Annotated in this window: 12 protein-coding genes and 1 tRNA gene; 6 read left to right on the top strand and 7 right to left on the bottom strand. The window is 61.1% G+C overall.

Annotated features, from left to right (window positions below; genetic code table 11):
- The first annotated feature begins 65 nt into the window (after nucleotides 1–65).
- Nucleotides 66–142 (top strand) — tRNA-Arg (locus tag AWH62_RS03955).
- Nucleotides 143–652: 510 nt separating this feature from the next.
- Here the strand turns inward: AWH62_RS03955 and AWH62_RS03950 are convergent.
- The 7 genes from AWH62_RS03950 to AWH62_RS03920 all read right to left on the bottom strand — a co-directional run bounded on the left by AWH62_RS03950 (nucleotide 653) and on the right by AWH62_RS03920 (nucleotide 8592).
- A complete protein-coding gene (locus AWH62_RS03950; RefSeq protein WP_075189188.1) occupies nucleotides 653–835 on the bottom strand; it encodes a hypothetical protein in 183 nt (60 codons plus the stop codon).
- Between the two features lie 55 nt (nucleotides 836–890).
- Nucleotides 891–1577: a hypothetical protein gene (locus AWH62_RS03945; protein ID WP_075189187.1), complete on the bottom strand. Its 687-nt coding sequence runs from the start codon at nucleotides 1575–1577 to the stop codon at nucleotides 891–893.
- A gap of 23 nt (nucleotides 1578–1600) precedes the next feature.
- Nucleotides 1601–2317, bottom strand: coding sequence for a HupE/UreJ family protein (locus AWH62_RS03940; RefSeq protein WP_075189186.1), 717 nt, complete (start codon nucleotides 2315–2317; stop codon nucleotides 1601–1603).
- 71 nt (nucleotides 2318–2388) lie between these two features.
- The gene (locus AWH62_RS03935) at nucleotides 2389–5556 is read right to left on the bottom strand and encodes an efflux RND transporter permease subunit (protein WP_075189185.1); all 3168 of its coding nucleotides are present in this window, start codon (nucleotides 5554–5556) and stop codon (nucleotides 2389–2391) included.
- A 9-nt stretch (nucleotides 5557–5565) separates the two neighbouring features.
- Nucleotides 5566–6816 carry an efflux RND transporter periplasmic adaptor subunit gene (locus tag AWH62_RS03930; RefSeq protein WP_075189184.1) on the bottom strand — a complete coding sequence of 417 codons (1251 nt, stop codon included), beginning with the start codon at nucleotides 6814–6816 and terminating at the stop codon, nucleotides 5566–5568.
- Complete coding sequence (locus AWH62_RS03925) at nucleotides 6813–8081, bottom strand: TolC family protein (protein ID WP_083634988.1); 1269 nt, start codon at nucleotides 8079–8081, stop codon at nucleotides 6813–6815. Before AWH62_RS03925 ends, AWH62_RS03930 begins: the two co-directional genes overlap by 4 nt.
- Nucleotides 8082–8145: 64 nt before the next feature.
- Complete coding sequence (locus AWH62_RS03920; RefSeq protein ID WP_143742906.1) at nucleotides 8146–8592, bottom strand: hypothetical protein; 447 nt, start codon at nucleotides 8590–8592, stop codon at nucleotides 8146–8148.
- 730 nt (nucleotides 8593–9322) lie between these two features.
- Between AWH62_RS03920 and AWH62_RS03915 the strand changes: the two genes are divergently transcribed.
- The 5 genes from AWH62_RS03915 (at nucleotide 9323) to cueR (ending at nucleotide 17698) form a co-directional block, all read left to right on the top strand.
- Entirely contained in the window at nucleotides 9323–10654 is a 1332-nt protein-coding gene (locus AWH62_RS03915) for an APC family permease (protein WP_075189181.1), read from the top strand.
- Between the two features lie 540 nt (nucleotides 10655–11194).
- On the top strand, nucleotides 11195–12445 hold the full coding sequence (locus AWH62_RS03910; RefSeq protein ID WP_075189180.1) for a TolC family protein: 1251 nt from the start codon (nucleotides 11195–11197) through the stop codon (nucleotides 12443–12445).
- 35 nt (nucleotides 12446–12480) lie between these two features.
- Nucleotides 12481–14160 (top strand): efflux RND transporter periplasmic adaptor subunit, encoded by a 1680-nt coding sequence (locus AWH62_RS03905; RefSeq protein ID WP_158025553.1) that lies wholly within the window; start codon nucleotides 12481–12483, stop codon nucleotides 14158–14160.
- Nucleotides 14157–17315 (top strand): efflux RND transporter permease subunit, encoded by a 3159-nt coding sequence (locus tag AWH62_RS03900; protein WP_075189178.1) that lies wholly within the window; start codon nucleotides 14157–14159, stop codon nucleotides 17313–17315. Before AWH62_RS03905 ends, AWH62_RS03900 begins: the two co-directional genes overlap by 4 nt.
- Entirely contained in the window at nucleotides 17312–17698 is a 387-nt protein-coding gene (gene cueR, locus AWH62_RS03895) for a Cu(I)-responsive transcriptional regulator (RefSeq protein ID WP_075189177.1), read from the top strand. The genes AWH62_RS03900 and cueR overlap by 4 nt, the downstream gene beginning before the upstream one ends.
- Nucleotides 17699–17743 lie beyond the last annotated feature (45 nt).

The following is a 17743-nucleotide window of genomic DNA, read 5'->3' as shown; positions in this document are numbered from 1 at the left end:
CTGAACAGCAGGCGTAAAGCCGCGTTGCGCACCGCAACCGCATCGGCTATGGGTTCGCGTTCGACGCACCCATAGCTCAGCTGGATAGAGCGCTGCCCTCCGAAGGCAGAGGTCAGAGGTTCGAATCCTCTTGGGTGCGCCATTTCTTGTTGGACGTCACAAGTCGTTGGACAAAGTCCAAGAAGTTTGGACAAACCAAGCCTCCGATGCTCAGAGAAACAACGTGAATTCTGTGTTGCGTGACGGTACGGTCTCTTCGGCGGAAGAGTCGGCGTTGCGTGTGCATACAGCTGACCAGAAACGTCACGAATTCTTGGAGCACATGATTCTGGTGCTGTGGGGCATACGATCATACCCATCCGGCCATGTGTGCTATCCACCAGCTCGCTGCGTCTATGCGCTCACTACAATCCCAATCTCGGGCCCAGCCAGCTTGTGACGAGATAGAGGCCGTGCCTTACCACACAACCAACACCTTGGAAGGCCAGAGACCCATGCCGCGTTCGGCTAGGTGCCTTGCGAGATAATTTCGATTTAGACACTGAGAAGGTCGAAATTTTATGATCAGCTACAGCGTTGAGGGCTCCCTGTAGAGTGGTGTTGAAACGCTTGATTGTACGACCTTCAGCCCAACTATTTTCGCAAGACCCGCCTATGCAGTGCCAAGGCCGACTTTTCCACTAAGTGCCATGAGGGGGTAGCGATCACCGCCGTGATCGGAATGCCAATCATGGCAAGCTGATACATGTTCCACGATGACGAGGCTTGCCAGCGCGATCCGGATCGGTGTGAAGCGATTGTCACGGCCCTGAAAGGCCTCGTCGATGCGGATCATGCCGCCCTCCCGTCGTCGAATGAAAAGCCCGGCCTGCCGACCGGGTCGTCCATCATCAGAACAACCGGTCGAAGGCGCTGTACTCGCCGCGCGTGCGCAGCGTCACCGTCACGGCAACATCGGCCCGATTGCGCCAGAACCAGCCATGGGCGCCGTCAAATTCGGCGGCAAACTCACCGCTATCACCCGGCTCATTGCGACCCTGGCGATAGCTGATGAAGGCATCCAGGGGATTGTCTCCGTGCAGGTCCGAGTTCAGCCCGGCCCGGTCCGTCGTCCATTCATAGACGGCGACCCCGCCAGCCAGCATGCTCAGCTTGACCTCAGTCGCTTCACCCGGCTGCAGCGTGATCGAGATCGTGTCGCGCCATTCCGGGGCTGCGGGTTCGGCCGGAGCCTCGGTCACCGGTGCGACCTCTTCCGGCACCGCCATTTCAACAGGCGGGTCCTGCGGGATGGCAGCAGCAGAAGAGACGGCTGCTTCCTGCGATACCGGTGCTTCGGCCTGGGCGGTCGTGGTTTCACGATCTGCAGCAGCTTCCTCGGCCAGCTGCATCTTGATCTCGCCCATCTGGGTCAGGCCCAGAACGCGGCCGATCCGGGTCGGGTCAATGCCGTACTCGGCGGGCAGGACAATGGTCACCAAGATGACAATCGCTGCCACCAGCGCGACGAGGGCGGATTTCAGAAGGCTCTCGTTTGACGGAAGGTCGTCGCGGGAGGGGAGTTGTGAATTGAACATGGGTTGTCTCCGAAAGTCTGTGTCTACGCGACGAAATAGCCGGCGAGCTGATAGCCCATCAGGATGAAGCCGGCGCACATGAGAAGCGTGTTGGCGAGAAAGGCGTGACGGGCGAAGCTCGCCGTGCGCCGCCAGAAGCCCATCGCGATCAGGATCGCCGCCAGAGCCAGAAGCTGGCCGATCTCGACCCCGACATTGAAGGCCAGGAGATTGGGCAGAAGCCCGTCCGGCGCGATGTCGTAGTCGATCAGCTTGGTCGACAGGCCGAAGCCGTGGAACAGGCCGAAGATCAGCGTGGCTGCCTTGGTGGAGGGCTGCACGCCGAACCAGCGCTGGAATGCGCCCAGATTGTCCAATGCCTTGTAAACGACGGACAGGCCGATGATGGCATCGATCAGATAGGCGTTCAGTCCGATGTCGAAGAAGACACCGGCGAGCATGGTGGTGGAGTGGCCGATGGCAAACAGGCTGACATAGATGCCGACATGTTTGAGCCGATAGAGGAAGAAGACCACGCCAAACAGGAAGAGGAGATGGTCATACCCCGTCACCATGTGTTTGGCGCCGAGATAGAGGAAGGGGATCAGGTTGATACCCGTGATCTCCTGGATATAGCCCTTGTCGCCTTCCGTGACCCCGTGAGCCAGCGCATCGCCGCCAGCCAAGAGACACACGGCAAGAGCCGCGAGGATCGCCCAGAGCGACCGGGTTGAGCCCGAAACGGGCGTCGGTGAGAACATGTTATACTCCGAATTGACGTCTGAAACGCATGAGCCGACCCGACTTGGAATCCGGGCCGGCTCATACGGGGTCAGGTGAGATCCTCGCTTGCCGGCTGAGTGACGTTGCCCGTCTTGCCGTCCAGGAGACCCCGGACGATGCGCAAGAGGGCTGGAAGCACCAGCAGGGTCAGCAAGGTGGACGAGGTGATGCCGCCGATGACCACGGTGGCCAGCGGACGCTGAACCTCGGCGCCGGCGCCGACATTGAAGGCCATCGGCACGAAGCCGAGACTGGCCACCAGCGCTGTCATGAGGACCGGGCGCAGGCGTGTCAGCGCCCCTTCCCGGATCGCGACTTCCAGCGGCTTGCCCTCAACCATCAACGAACGGATGAAGGTCACCAGAACCACGCCATTCAGCACTGCCACCCCGGACAGGGCAATGAAGCCCACGCCCGCCGAGATCGACAGTGGCAGGTCCCGGATCAGGAGCGCTGCGACACCTCCGGTCAGCGCCAACGGCACGCCCGAAAAGACCACCGCAGCATCCGCCACGGAACGGAACAGCGCCAGGAGCAGCAGGAAGATCATCGCCAGGGCCACCGGAACAACCAGGCTCAGTCGGTTGGCGGCCGAGATCAGCTGTTCAAATGTGCCGCCATACTCCACCCAGTAACCGGGCGGTATTTCGGCTTCATTGCGTACCAATTCCTGCACCTCGCTTACGAAGGAGCCCAGATCACGGCCGCGCACATTGGCGGTGACAACGATCCGGCGCTTGCCATTCTCGCGGCTGATCTGGTTGGGACCAATGATCAGCGAGATGTCGGCAAGCTCGCGCAGGGGAATGGTCTCGATGCGGCCGTCTGCTCTTGCCGGAAGCGGAATATTGAGACGCTCCAGAAGCGCAATATTGGTCCGCAAATGCTCCGGCAGGCGGACGATCACATCGAACCGCCTGTCCCCCTCGAAGATTTGTCCGGCCCGTGTCCCGGCCAGGGAGGTGCGGATCACCGACTGCACGTCGTCGACGGACAGGCCATACCGAGCCAGCGCCTCACGACGCGGCTCGATCTGCATCATGGGAAGACCGGTGGCCTGTTCCAGGGAAATATCCTGAGCCCCGGCAACCTGTCCCATCAGGCCCTCGATGCGTTGGCCGATGGCCAGCAGCTCGTCGAGATCGTCGCCGAACACCTTGACCGCCACATCTGCCCGCACACCGGAGAGGAGTTCATTGAACCGCATCTCGATGGGCTGGGTGAACTCATAGCGATTGCCCGGCACTTGCTGGACGGCTTCATTGAGCTGGGCAACCAGCTCTTCACGGGGCAGACGCGGATCGGGCCAGTCCTCACGCGGATGCAGGAGGATGAAGGTATCCGCCACGCTGGGGGGCATCGGGTCTGTGGCCACGTCGGCGGTGCCGATCTTGGACACGATCCGCTCGATCTGGGGAAAGCCCCTCAGCTGCTCTTCCAGATTGGTCTGCCTCTCCAAAGCCTGGGTCAGGCTGGTGCCGGGAATGCGCAAGGCGTGCAGGGCGATGTCACCCTCTTCCAGTTGCGGAATGAATTCCGAGCCCATGCGGGAGGCGGCCAGCCCCGCCATCCCGACAAGGGCCACAGCGCCGGCCACGACCAGCCAGCGCAGCTTCAGCGCCAGACCCAGAACCGGGGCATAGAGCTTGGCGGCACCGCGCATCAGGATGTTCGGCTTTTCCTGCACCTTGCCGGTAACAATCATCGCGACCGCAGCCGGAACGAAAGTCAGGGAGAGGATCATCGCCGAGGTCAGGGCGAAGACCACGGTGAAGGCCATCGGGTGGAACATTTTCCCTTCAACGCCGGTCAGGGCAAAGATGGGGACATAGACGAGGGTGATGATCAGCACACCAAAGAGCGAGGGACGGATCACCTCGGCCGCAGCCTCTGCGGTCTCCTTGAAGCGCTCCTCACGGGTCAGCAAACGGCCATACTCATGCTGACGTAGCCCGAGCCGCCGCAGGCAGTTCTCGATGATGATCACCGCCCCGTCGACGATCAGACCAAAGTCCAGCGCCCCCAGGCTCATCAGATTGCCTGAGACCCGGTTCTCCACCATGCCCGTGATGGTCATCAGCATGGAAAGCGGAATGACCAGGGCTGTGAGGATGGCCGCGCGGACATTACCCAGCAGTAGGAAGAGCACGACGATGACGAGCAAGGCCCCCTCGACGAGGTTTTTCTCGACGGTCTCAATGGTCCGGTCGACCAGTTCGGTCCGGTTGTAGATGGCGTCCGCACGGATACCTGCAGGCAGGGCCTCAGCGGCTTCCTCCAGGCGGATGGCCACATCATGCGCGACCTGGCGGCTGTTCTCGCCCATCAGCATGAAGACCGTGCCCAGAACAACCTCCCGGCCATTCTCTGTGGCGGCTCCGGTGCGCAATTCCTCACCGAGGATCACATCGGCGACATCCCGGATCAGGATGGGTTGGCCATTGCGATTGGTGATGACGGCCGCTTCCAGGTCAGCGATGGAACCGGCTTGTCCGGCGGACCGGATCAGAAGCTGTTCGCCATTGTGCTCCACATACCCTGCACCGGTATTGGCATTGTTGCGGGACAGGGCCTCGACCACATCATCCAGCGTGAGCCCGTAGGCGGCCAGCCGTTCGGGATGTGGGGTGACGTGATACTGGCGGACAAAGCCGCCGATTGTGTTCACCTCGACCACGCCGGGCGTGCGCAGCAGTTGCGGACGAATGACCCAGTCCTGCAGGGTGCGCAGGTCTTCAGCGGTCCAGTCCGATCCATCATCACGCGTCGCGCCGGGTTCGATCTCCAGCGTGTACATGAAGATCTCGCCGAGCCCGGTTGCGATGGGCCCCATTTCCGGGGTGACCCCTTCAGGCAGCTGGTCACGGACGGCCTGCAGCCGTTCATTCACCAGTTGTCGCGCGAAATAGATGTCGGTCCCGTCCTGGAAAACCACCGTGACCTGCGACAGGCCATAGCGGGAGACAGATCGGGTATAGTCCAACCCCGGAATACCGGAGATGGCGGTTTCGATGGGGAAGGTGACCCTTTGTTCTGCTTCGAGGGGCGAGAAACCCTCTGCTTCTGAATTGATTTGGACCTGGACATTGGTGATGTCCGGCGTGGCGTCGATCGAGAGACGCTGGAAGTTCCATACCCCGAGTGCCCCAAGGGCCAGGACGAGGAAAAGAACCGGCCAACGATATCGGATCGACTGGTAGATGATCGATTTCAGCATGATCCGCTCCTAGTGATCGTGGCTCGCGCCGGACTTCATGACGTCGGCGGTGATCAGGAAGGCGTTCTCGCTGACATAGGTGACACCCGTGTCGATGCCGCCCAGGACCTCCGTCCATTCCGGTGTCTGACGACCCAGCTCCAGCATGCGGACCTCGTAGGTCTCATCGACGCGGGCATAGACGACTGTGAAGTCACGGAAGCGCTGCAGGGCATCGGTGCGAACGGCCAGGGGCACGTCGAATTGGCCAACTTCGATCCGGGCCCGGATGCGCTCACCCGGGCGCCATTGGCCATCCTCATTGGGAATTTCCACATGGGCGATGGCCCGCTGGCTGGCCGGGTCGACCATCGGGGAGAGGAATTCAATCTCGCTCTCCACGCTGCGGCCGCCATCAAAGCTGGTGACACGCACAGGCTGACCTGTCGCGATCGAACCGAGATCACCGGGATAGATGAAGAGTTCAGCATGCAGCTGGCTCGGGTCGGCAACGACGAAGAGCGGCTCGCTCCCGGTTGGCCCGTTCAGTGTGGCGCCACGCTCGACAACGACACCGCTGATCGGCGAGGTGACGGAATAGGTCTGCAGACTGTCAGTTGCCGTGATGCGGGCCAGGGTCTGCCCGGCTTCGACACGATCCCCGATGCTGGCATTGAGGGCCACGACACGGCCCGGCAGCCAGCCGCGCAACTCGGCCCGCCCCTCGGGCATCAATTCGATCTCGCCATAGACCTCGACCGTCTCGTCCAGCGTGGCCGGACCGGTGACGGATACGGCAATGCCACCCGCCTCGGCCTGCTCTGCAGAAATCGTGGTGCGGCCCTCATGGGACTCATACTGCCAGCGGCCGTTCATGCCAGGCATGGAGGCCGTGACCGCCACATCGAAGGAGTGAGGCTCGGTCACAATGCCGTCACCGCGCAGAAAATCGTCCTGGGGGGCAAAGGCGAAGCGGTCGACCTGACCACCCAGACGCGCCAGTTCGATGCTCGCCGTGACACGGGACGGATCGACCGGCTCGCCGTTGAGATAGGGATAGAGGCGGAATTCGGGATCGACCCCGTCCTCAAAAATGGTGAGTTCCAGAGCGAATTCGCCCTGGCGCAACATGCGGCCGCGATGCGGGCCGCGTTCATAGTCCTCGGTCGCGACTTCACCATGGCCGACCCCGCCAGAGGCGTCGGGCGCGCTGGGGGAGCAGCCGATCAAAAGGAGAGCCGTGGAGCCGCACAGGGTGGCAGCGAAGATGTTTCGGGTCATTCTGGGTCTCCCATGCCTTGCCGCATGATGGCGCTGCCGCCGGTAAGGCGACGCAATTGGATGTCTGACTGGTGGATGGCGAACAGGGCATCGGCCGAGCGCAGGCGCGCATCGATCAGGGCCTGCTGGACATCATAGATTTCCAGGAAGGAAAAACTGCCGCGGGCAAAACCCGTTTGGGCCTGCTCCAGGGCGGTCTGCAGCGGCGGGATCACCGTTTCCGCCAGGGCCGACAATTCCCCGGCCGCAGCCTGGCGGCGCAGGATTAGGGCCTGGACCTGGCGTTGCACGACGCGTTCGCGGGCGGCGAGGTCGGCATCAATCGCAGCCGCTTCGGACCGGGCCGAGGCAATATTGGCCTGATTGGCATTCCACACCTGCAGCGGGATGGAAAAACGCACCCCCAGCGCGACGTCATTGCTGGACTGGAAGTGGCGCAGTTCCAGGCCGACATTGGCATCCGGCACGGCACGGGCGGTCTCCAGACCGATCTCGGCATCACTGCGGGCTCTTTGTGCACGCAGGAGCGCAATCTCGGGTGCGTCCGGCTCCGCGGGACGCGCACTCAGGTCGGCTGGCGCCTCAAAGCTCTGCGTGTCCACCGAGAAGTTCGGCAGACCTCCCCAATAGGAGGCCAGGATGGTTGCGCTGGTTGCGACCCGCCGCTGCGCCAGTCCGGCTTCGATCCGGGCTTCAGCCAGACGCGCCTCGATCCGGTCACGGGCCATGCGCGGATCACGCGCCGCCTGCACCCGACGGTCGACAATGGCTGCCAGCGCCTCAAGCGAGGCAATCCGGTCCTCGGCAATCGCATGGCGCATGCGTTCGGCCTGGACGTCGAGATACGCGAGTTCGACCTGTTGCATCAGATCGCGCCGGGCAATCTCGGCTTGCACGACCCGCAGGTCACGCTCGCGGTGGGCCAATGTGGTGCGGGCTTCTCGGTCACCACCGCGTTCCCAAGGCTGCATGACGCCAACGGCGGCTTCGGCCTCGTTGAAGAGATTACGGTCGCCGGTTCCAAGCACGCCTTCAGAGGTGAAGTCGAGGGTCGGATTGGGCCGCCGGGCTGCACCGTCAATACGTTGGGCGCTGGCATCGATGCGGGCATCGGCGGCGGTGAGTTCGGGGGCTTCGGCGAGGGCACGTGCCAACGCCTCGTCCAGGCTTAGCGTGGAAGGCCGGGCGCTCTGGGCCACCGCATTGGCGGGTGCCACGAGCATTTGCATCGCGACCAGCGCGAGCAAACATGTAGAGGTTCGCATGGAATATCGTCCTGTAAACGAGAAGCAACGCGCAGCCGACGCGGCCGGCTGCCGGTTTCAGTCGTTACAGGTTCGGTTTGGGAGGACGGCGCAGCCCGCCCAGTCCGGGGTCGGGCTCAGGCGCGAAATTGCTCAGGGAGCGTACAGGACCAGTCTTGTGGACCGCCTGCAGGCTCATGCCCGCAGACAGCGGAGCGCCGTCCATGTGGATATGAGCATGAAACACCACATCCCCGGTTTCGCTTGAATCCATACCCGCTGGTTTGCTCATCTTGGCCAGATCGATCTCCCGATCCGTGGCCCGATGCGCGTGAAAATCATCATGATGATGATCGGATGAGATTTCTGCATGGTGATGATCCGCGCCGACTTCATGCGTATGCGCAGCGGCCCCGGACACAGGTCCGAGCCAGGCGAGCATGGCAATCAGCAGGACTATCAGAGCGTGCCGCATAGGCCCCCAAGCGGAAAACGAGCGGGCATTAGTGACCTGTTGTTCGAGAACGGTCAAGAATGGGGGGGCTGACCAAATCACCTCCGGAAACACCACGCTAACTCGACCGTGGCGCCGCACAAAATTTGGTACATGGAAATCAACAACGTTCGATATAGAAAGTCATGCACCGCACGGTGACACATAGGAAGTGGATGGTTTTTGGAGCGAAGAGATTTCGACTCGCGCTTCTCATGGGCATCATTCATGAACTCGAATTGGGGGCCGCGACCTGTGTCGCGGTGCGGTGGGTTCCCGCTTCGCTCGGGCGGAATGTCCAGCCTTTTCAATAGGCGGTCATCAGGACGCGATCTGTCTTCCGAAGCCGTCGTTCGAGCCGTCTGGGGTATGTTCAGTCCGGACATGTCGCCAGAACGCCGATCAAAAAAGAGGCGTCGCCCTGTTCAACCTGGCCCGGAGCAAGACTGTCGCGCCGGTTCCTTTTGAGGTTAGTTCGCAGACGCCTCAGGCTGCCGAGAAGTGGCAACTATTCAAGTGCCGCCCCCGACCGTTATTCCCGAGTCGGAAGAACCGCAACAGGCATATAGCTGCGCGACTGTATGACCGGATCGTGGATCGGTCTCGGAAAGCCGGGCTCATCTTGGTCCATTATCACAGCCAAATCCCAAGCGTCGGGGAAGCTCCGATCTAAGCGTTGTTTCTCTGGCAGGTGTTGGCTTATTGCCATCAGCTTGACCCACAGGAGAGATCGTGGCCGCTTGGTTGAAGCTGTTGCCGCGAGGGTGTCATGACTGAGCACAAACAAACGCATTACAACGCTGGCTCCATCTCGCTTCCCGGTGCTGTTGCGATGGGAACAGGCGTGATGATCGGCGCCGGCATTTTTGCGCTGACTGGTCAGGTGGCAGAGCTGGCTGGCCGCCTTTTCCCGCTGGCGTTCATCATCGGCGCTGTGATCACGGGATTCAGTGCCTATAGCTATATCAAAATGTCCAATGCGTGGCCGTCCTCTGGCGGCGTCGCCATGATCTTGGAGAAGTGCTACGGGTCGGGAGCGATTGCAGCCGGCGCGGCTCTCCTTATGGCGTTGAGCATGGTGATCGCGGAAAGCTTGGTGGCGCGGACTTTTGCGACTTACGTCCTGCGAGGTTTCGATGTGTCGGGAGGTCCGCTGGTGCCCGTCCTGGCGGTCAGCGTCATCGGATTTGCCTTTCTGATCAACATTTCGGGCAATCGGTCCATCGGACTGTTCTCGATGTTCATGGCCCTGCTCAAGATCGGCGGGATTGCCGCGTTTGGGATCGCGGCGCTCTGGTCCAGTGGAATCGGGTTTGCCGCTAGCGCAGCTGGTGATGAGGGCGCGAGCGGACTGCTCGGATTCGTCGCGTCAGTAGCGCTAGCCATTCTCGCCTTCAAGGGGTTCACCACCATCACGAATAGCGGCGCGGAAATCACCGAACCGCATCGTAATGTCGGACGCGCTATCATGGCGTCGATCCTGGTGTGTGTCCTGCTCTACCTACTCGTGGCATTCGGTGTCGGGTCCAGCTTGCCACTGGATAGGATTGTGGCGGCACGGGATTTCGCGCTGGCAGAAGCCGCCGAGCCGGCGCTCGGGCGTTTCGGGTTTTATCTTACGGTATTGCTCGCGGCGGTGGCGACTGCTTCGGCCGTGCTCGCCAGTGTATTTGCCGTCTCTCGCATGCTGGCCATGTTGACCGATATGAAAATGATTCCACACAGGCATTTCGGAATGCCTGGGCCGATCCAGCGCCACACCTTGGTATACACGGTCGTTATCGCGTCCGTGCTGGCGGTGTTCTTTGATCTGGGCCGGATCGCGTCACTCGGCGCCTTCTTCTATCTGGTCATGGACATGGCCGTTCATTTCGGTGTGTGGAAATTCCGCCGTGTGGAAATTGGCGCGTCCAGTGTCATTCTACTGACCGCTCTGGGGCTGGATGCTGTGGTTCTGATGGCGTTTACCGGCCTCAAACTGCAGCAGGACCCGTTGATTGTTCTGATCGCTGTGATTTCGATCGCTGCCGTTTTCGCGTTCGAACGCATCTATCTGTCTCATTGGGTCCGGACGGCAGCTGCCGAGCAGAGCGGAACGTGAGCCTCCCGGATCATAAAGGGGACACGCCTGTGACATTCCGTGTGAGGGAAATACCCGTTCGTATCGTATAAGGTGTCATGATCGGCGCTCGGAGGAGGCACACGATTTTGGTTTGGCGACGGTTCAGCCTGATCCTGGTTTTGCTGGGCGCACTCGCGCTGGGCGGGACAGGCTATGCCTCCGACGTCGGCCCGGATGCCGCGGCCCCAAGCGACATGACCCAAATGTTGGACCATGATTGCTGCCCGCAAGGCAGCGGCATTGAAGATGTCGGCGCCGCAGAGCGTGGCCAGCCCTGTAATGGCATGGATGCGTGCTCCGGTAATCCGTGCGGCCTTGCTTGTTCCTTTTCGACCCTGATCCCAGATAGTGCGACGACGCGCCCGGCAGCGGGCCATATCGAACGAACTACCCGCAGGGTCGTGCTCCGGCCGGTTTCCACCATTCTGGACCATCTGGATCGTCCTCCGCGCGCGTGACGAAGCTGAGCCTTGTTAATGGGCTCATTTCACCTTCGTTCTGCCCGCATCGGAGACATTCATGTCCATGCCCGCCATTGCCGCATTTGCGGCTGCGCTTCAGCTTTCAACTGCGATTGCGCAACCTGCTTCTGAACCCTCTCCGCTCAGCTTGGCGGAGGCCGTGTTGATCGCCGGCCAAACCGAAGACCCGGCCATTGGGAGTTTGAGATCGCGTGCCGTAGCGCTCGAGCGTGCCGGCGAGGCGGCCATGGCTCTGCCGGATCCGACGTTGCGGGTTGGCCTCGCCAACCTCCCCCTCAGCAATCTAGACCCCAACAGTGAAGCGATGACCCAGATGCAGGTCGGCGTGCGGCAGGTCATACCCAGCAACGCGAGCCGTCACCTGCAGCGAGAGCGGCAGCGGGCGCAGGCCCAGGGCGTTCTGGCCCTTGGCGGGTTGGAACAGCGATTGATCACACGATCAGTCCGTCTGGCCTGGCTGGAAGCCTATTACTGGGAACAGGCAGGTGAATTGACGCGGGCCCGGCGCGAAGAGATCCGACAGCTCAGCGAGGTGGCTACGGCCCTGTTTGCCAGCGGGCGAGGCAATTCCCATGACGTCATCCGCGTGGACCTGGAAACCGCATTGCTGGATGCCAGGCAAATTGAGATCGATCGGCAAATTGGAACAGCCCGGGCGCAGTTGGCGCGTTATGTCGGCGCTGCCGCAGCAGGACGAGACATGCTGCCGCGATTACCTGTCCTGCCGGCATTGCCCGGGGGCGACGAGGCTTTGGATGCCTTGGCCAGACATCCGTCCGTGATGTCACGAAACGCCCGGATCGAGGCAAGCGAGCGGGAGATCGATCTGGCACTGGAGGCCTACAATCCGGTCTGGAGTGTGGATGCCGGATATGGCGTGCGAGGCAGCCGGTCGGACGTCGCCAGCATCGGTGTGAGCGTGCAAATGCCCATTTTCAGTCAGCGTCGGCAGGATGAAAGCGTGGCTGGAGCCCGTCAGATGCGTTCCGCCGAAGAGCTGGACCGTCGAGCGTTGCTGCTCGATCTGCGCCGACAACTGGATGAAGACTGGATACGCTTCCAGCGCCTCAACGAAACGGCCATGATTTATGAAACGGGTGTGCTGGAGCGCGCGCGTGAAACAACGGCAGCCGTCCTTGCAGCCTACGAAAACGAGCAGGCAGACTTTGCCGAACTCGTGCGCTCCGAGCTCGCCTTGCTGGATATCGAGCTGACCTTGATCCGGACCCGCGTTGATGCGTTGCAGGCGCATAGCCGGATCCTGTTCCTGACGGGAGACGTCCAATGACCCCGCGTACAATCCTTCTGGGTACCGGCACTTTGTTGGCGGGGATCGCTCTTGGCGCGCTCGGCATGAGCCTTGTGGGCGGAAGCGATATTGCCGCAACATCCGACGAGCGGGAAATTCTCTACTGGGTCGCTCCGATGGACCCAAATTTTCGCCAGGACGAGCCGGGCAGGTCGCCCATGGGTATGGACTTGATCCCGGTATATGCCGGTAGTGAGCCCACGGACGATTCCACCATTACCATCTCCTCGGCTGTCGAGAACAACATCGGAGTCCGGACGGCAAATGTGACACGGGGTCGGTTTGCGGAAGACCTGGCCACGGTTGGCTATGTGCGGCCCATTGATGACCTAGCCTCTGTGGTTGATGTGCGGGCGCAAGGCTGGATCGAGGATCTGCGCATCGCCGCTGTAGGTGATGTGGTGGAAGCGGGCGACCTGCTTTTCCGTATGTACTCGCCGGAAATTGTCACGGCTCAAAGTGAATTCCTGCAAGCCGTCAATGTGTCCCGCCCAGGCCTGGTGGCGGCGGCGGGCTCGCGTCTGCGAGCCCTTGGGGTCAATCAGGCCCAGATTGACTCAATCGCGCAACGCGGCACGCCACAAAGATTGGTTGACGTTTACGCGCCACGAACAGGCGTTGTGCTGGAGATGAATGTTCGCGAAGGCGCGCATGCTCATCCGAGCATGGTGGTGATGACGATTGCGGACCTGCGAGAGGTCTGGGTTGTCGCGGATTTGTTTGAAGATGAGGCTGCAGCGATCGAGCCAGGGCAAAGCGTCCGGCTGCAGTCGCGCGCCCAGCCAGGCCGGATGTGGCACGGTCAGGTAGAGTATCTCTACCCGACTGTGGACCCGCGAAGTCGTTCCATTCCGGTGCGCATGCGCTTTGCAAACAGCGATGGTGCCTTGCGCCCCGAAGCCTATGTGAATGTTCGCATCGAGGCGTCGCCGCGCGACAATGTGCTGTCAGTTCCGTTCGAGGCGGTCATCCGTACCGGTCAATCGGAGCGGGTGGTTCTGGCACTGGGTGACGGCCGGTACCGTCTGGCGCAAGTGCGCACGGGTGCTGAGGCCGATGGACGCGTCGAGGTTCTCACTGGCCTGTCGGAAGGTGAGCGCGTGGTGGTGTCCAGCCAGTTCCTGATCGATTCCGAAGCTAGTCTTCAGGGTGTCGCCTTGCGCATGGCGGGGGCTGACGCGCCCGCCGCCCCCCCGGAAATCGTACAAGGCGCAGGGGTTGTCGACGGTGTGATGGCGTCGCACGGCATGATCGACCTGACACATGATCCGATCCCGGAACTCGGATGGCCGGTGATGAGCATGTCTTTTTTCACGTTGGACGCCGTTTCGCTCGACGGCCTGTCGGAGGGTGATGAGGTAAGCTTCACCTTGCGTCAGAACGATGAAGGGCAGTGGCGCCTCGCCTCGATAGCTAGATCGGACGCGGCGCAGCCGGATCCCGTGGTCGAAGGGCAAGGCCGTGTCGTTACCCTGATGTCCGATATCAACATGGTTGAGATCGATCATGAGCGCATCGAGGCGATCGATATGCCGGCCATGAGCATGGTCTACGAGTTGGGCGACGGTGTTACGCTTGATGGGGTCTCTGAAGGGGACCATGTCAGCTTTTCGATTGATGAAACGCGGCCAGGCCAATGGCAGATTTCGGGCATTGCGGTCGTGCGGCCAGTTGATGCTGGGGGCGAGGAATGATCGGCTCTCTTATCCGTTGGTCGATAGGCAATCGGCTGATCGTCCTCATTCTGGCAACCATGTTGGCAGGGAGTGGTGTGTATTCGCTCTCCCGCATGCCAATGGACGCCATCCCCGACTTGTCGGATGTTCAGGTCATCATCAAGACAACTTACCCCGGGCAGGCTCCGCAGGTTGTCGAGGATCAAGTCACCTATCCACTGACAACGGCCATGCTGGCGGTGCCGGGCGCCGTGACAGTTCGCGGCTACTCCTTTTTCAACGACAGTTATGTCTATGTCATTTTCGAGGATGGGACCGATCTCTACTGGGCTCGTTCTCGGGTTCTGGAATACCTGTCCCAGGTGGCTCCAACCTTGCCAGACGCGGCCCGTCCGGCATTGGGGCCGGATGCAACCGGCGTTGGCTGGATCTATCAATATGCCCTGGTCGACCGGACCGGGCAGCACGATCTGGCCGACCTCCGCTCACTGCAGGACTGGTTCCTCAAATACGAACTCCAGACAATCGAGGGTGTGTCCGAGGTGGCAACGATTGGCGGCATGGTGCGGCAATACCAGGTTGTCGCCGATCCCGACCGGCTGCGTGCCCTGGGTATACCACTCTCTGCGGTCCGAACCGCGATCGAACGGGGCAACCAGGAAAGTGGCGGCCGAGTCATCGAGATGGCGGAAGCCGAGTACATGGTCCGGGCATCCGGCTATATCGAGGGTGTCGAGGACCTGGAAGCGATCCCGGTTGCGGTTACTGAAACCGGCACACCAATACTGATGTCGGACATTGCCGACATCACAATTGGACCGGAATTACGGCGGGGCATCGGCGAGCTCAATGGCGAGGGCGAGGCGGTCGGCGGCGTTGTCGTCATGCGATATGGCGAGAATGCCCGCGCGACCATCCAGCGCGTCGAAGAGCGTCTGAATGAACTCGGTGCTTCGCTGCCCGAGGGCGTGGAGATCGTCACCACCTACAACCGGGCGGGCCTGATTGAACGGGCAGTGTCCTCCCTGCGGGAAAAGTTGATCGAAGAATTCCTTGTCGTGGGGCTGATTTGTGCGCTTTTCCTTTTCCATTTCCGCTCGTCACTCGTGATCTTCCTGAGTTTGCCGCTGGGTATTCTCACCGCGATCATCGTGATGAATGCCCAAGGCATTAATGCCAATATCATGTCGTTGGGCGGCATAGCGATCGCCATTGGCGCCATGGTGGATGCCGCGATCGTCATGATCGAGAACATGCATAAGCATGCTGAGCGTGAACCGATCACGCGCGAAAATCGTTGGGAGATCGTCACCAAGGCCTCGGTCGAAGTGGGGCCGGCGCTCTTCTTTTCGCTCCTGATTGTGACCTTCAGCTTCGTTCCGATCTTCGCACTGGAAGCCCAGGAGGGGCGGCTCTTTCATCCGCTCGCCTTTACCAAGACCTACGCCATGGCGGCGGCTGCCGGCCTGGCCATTACCCTGGTGCCGGTTCTGATGGGTTATCTTGTGCGGGGCCGGATCACGCCGGAGCACAAGAATCCGGTCAATCGCCTTTTGATCGCGGGCTATCGGCCTTTCATTGGCCTTGCGATCCGCCGTCCTGTTGCCGTGCTGCTCGCAGCCGGCCTGGTGCTCGCCAGTGCCGCCGTGCCGTTGTCCCGCATGGGAAGCGAGTTCATGCCGGATCTTGATGAAGGTGACATCCTCTACATGCCGAGTGCTTTCCCCGGCGTTTCGGCGGGCAAAGTCACCGAATTGCTGCAGCAGACCAACCGCCTGATCATGACCGTGCCGGAGGTCCTGACAGTGCACGGAAAGGCGGGGCGAGCCGAGACCGCCACAGACCCGGCTCCGTTGACCATGATCGAGACCACCATCCAGCTGCGACCGCGCGAAGAGTGGAGGCCGGGCATCACAATTGACGACATTCGAGCCGAACTGGATGCCGCTGTGGATGTGCCCAGCCTCACCAATGCCTGGATCATGCCGATCCGCGGTCGAATCGACATGCTGGCGACAGGAATCAAGACGCCTGTCGGTATCAAGATTGCCGGCCCGGACCTGGATGTGATTGCCGAGATTGGCGAGGAGGTGGAAGCCATTATCCGGACACTGGACGGAACCGCATCGGTTTATGCCGAACGGGTTACCGGAGGCCGGTTTGTTGATATCGACGTCAATCGGCTGGAAGCCGCCCGTTTCGGGCTGAATGTCGCCGACGTCCATGATGTTGTTCGGACTGCGATCGGTGGCATGACTGTTGGCGAGAGTGTCGAGGGCCGGGAGCGTTATCCCATCAATCTTCGCTACCCGCGTGACTATCGTAATTCTGTGGACTCGATCCGGGATCTGCCGGTGGTCACGCCGACCGGTGCCGAGATTCCGCTGGGGCGGGTTGCTGATATCTCGATCGCCGATGGCCCTGGTGTGATCCGCAGCGAAAATGCCCGTACCAATGGCTGGGTTTATGTCGATATCAATGGGGTCGATATCGGGAGCTATGTTGAGGAAGCCCAGCAGGCTTTGGCCGAGTATATGGAATTGCCGCCGGGATATTCGATCAGTTGGTCCGGTCAGTTCGAATACATGGAGCGGGCACAGGCAAAGCTGGCGGTGGTCGTTCCGGTGACCCTGGTCATCATCTTGCTGCTGCTCTTCCTGAATTTCCGGAGGCTGACCCCGGTCCTGATGATCATGGGGACGCTGCCGCTGGCTTTGGTCGGCGGGGTCTGGCTGCTCGACATGCTCGGGTATAATCTCTCCGTCGCTGTCGGTGTGGGTTTCATCGCCCTGGCAGGCGTTGCTGTCGAGATAGGGGTGTTGATGATCGTCTATCTGGAGCAAGCGCTCACCCGCCATCAGTCTCTTGCAGATGAAGCCGGCCGGCCGCTGAACAGATCGGATATTGACGAGGCGGTGATCGAGGGGGCCCTGTTGCGGGTGCGCCCGATCATGATGACTGTCATTGCTACGATTGCCGGCCTATTGCCGATCATGTTCGGTGATGGAACCGGGTCTGAAGTGATGCGACGGATCGCGGCACCCATGGTCGGCGGTATGACCAGCGCCACCATCCTGACCCTTCTGGTTATTCCAGCGGCGTTCCTGATCTGGAAACGTGTGGGGCTGGCCGGGCCGACACAATCCGCCGCAGTGGCAGGAGGCGTGCAGTGAATGTGAAAGACGTCTCCCGTGCGACCGGCCTGCCCTCGAAAACCTTGCGGTATTACGAGGAGGTGGGCCTGGTCGCGCCGGCGCGGGCGGACAATGGATACCGCGTCTACTCAGAAACAGATGTTCACAAGCTCGCTTTTGTCGGTCGGGCGCGAAGTCTGGGCTTTTCGCTCGACGACTGTCGCGCTCTGCTGTCGCTGTACGAAGACCGATCGAGGGCGAGTGCCGATGTGAAGGCTTTGGCGATGGATCATGTTGCACAGGTTGATCGGAAATTGGCCGAGATGACGATGATCAAGTCAGAGCTGCAACGTCTCGTTCTGGCGTGTCATGGCGATGACCGGCCAGACTGCCCGATCATGAACGGGCTGGCCGGCGATTAATCAGAAACGTGCCGCTTGACCTTCCAGCCACTGGAAGCCTCACAA

Source organism: Maricaulis sp. W15, assembly GCF_001924955.1.
Taxonomy (GTDB): Bacteria; Pseudomonadota; Alphaproteobacteria; order Caulobacterales; family Maricaulaceae; genus Maricaulis; species Maricaulis maris.
This window is presented reverse-complemented; position numbering and strand designations above follow the sequence as displayed.

What these genes read in the sequence shown, in the direction of transcription:
- AWH62_RS03950 (WP_075189188.1), bottom strand. Translation starts at nt 835, where the DNA reads ATGATCCGCATCGACGAGGCCTTTCAGGGCCGTGACAATCGCTTCACA.
- AWH62_RS03945 (WP_075189187.1), bottom strand. Translation starts at nt 1,577, where the DNA reads ATGTTCAATTCACAACTCCCCTCCCGCGACGACCTTCCGTCAAACGAG.
- AWH62_RS03940 (WP_075189186.1), bottom strand. Translation starts at nt 2,317, where the DNA reads ATGTTCTCACCGACGCCCGTTTCGGGCTCAACCCGGTCGCTCTGGGCG.
- AWH62_RS03935 (WP_075189185.1), bottom strand. Translation starts at nt 5,556, where the DNA reads ATGCTGAAATCGATCATCTACCAGTCGATCCGATATCGTTGGCCGGTT.
- AWH62_RS03930 (WP_075189184.1), bottom strand. Translation starts at nt 6,816, where the DNA reads ATGACCCGAAACATCTTCGCTGCCACCCTGTGCGGCTCCACGGCTCTC.
- AWH62_RS03925 (WP_083634988.1), bottom strand. Translation starts at nt 8,081, where the DNA reads ATGCGAACCTCTACATGTTTGCTCGCGCTGGTCGCGATGCAAATGCTC.
- AWH62_RS03915 (WP_075189181.1), top strand. Translation starts at nt 9,323, where the DNA reads ATGACTGAGCACAAACAAACGCATTACAACGCTGGCTCCATCTCGCTT.
- AWH62_RS03910 (WP_075189180.1), top strand. Translation starts at nt 11,195, where the DNA reads ATGTCCATGCCCGCCATTGCCGCATTTGCGGCTGCGCTTCAGCTTTCA.
- AWH62_RS03900 (WP_075189178.1), top strand. Translation starts at nt 14,157, where the DNA reads ATGATCGGCTCTCTTATCCGTTGGTCGATAGGCAATCGGCTGATCGTC.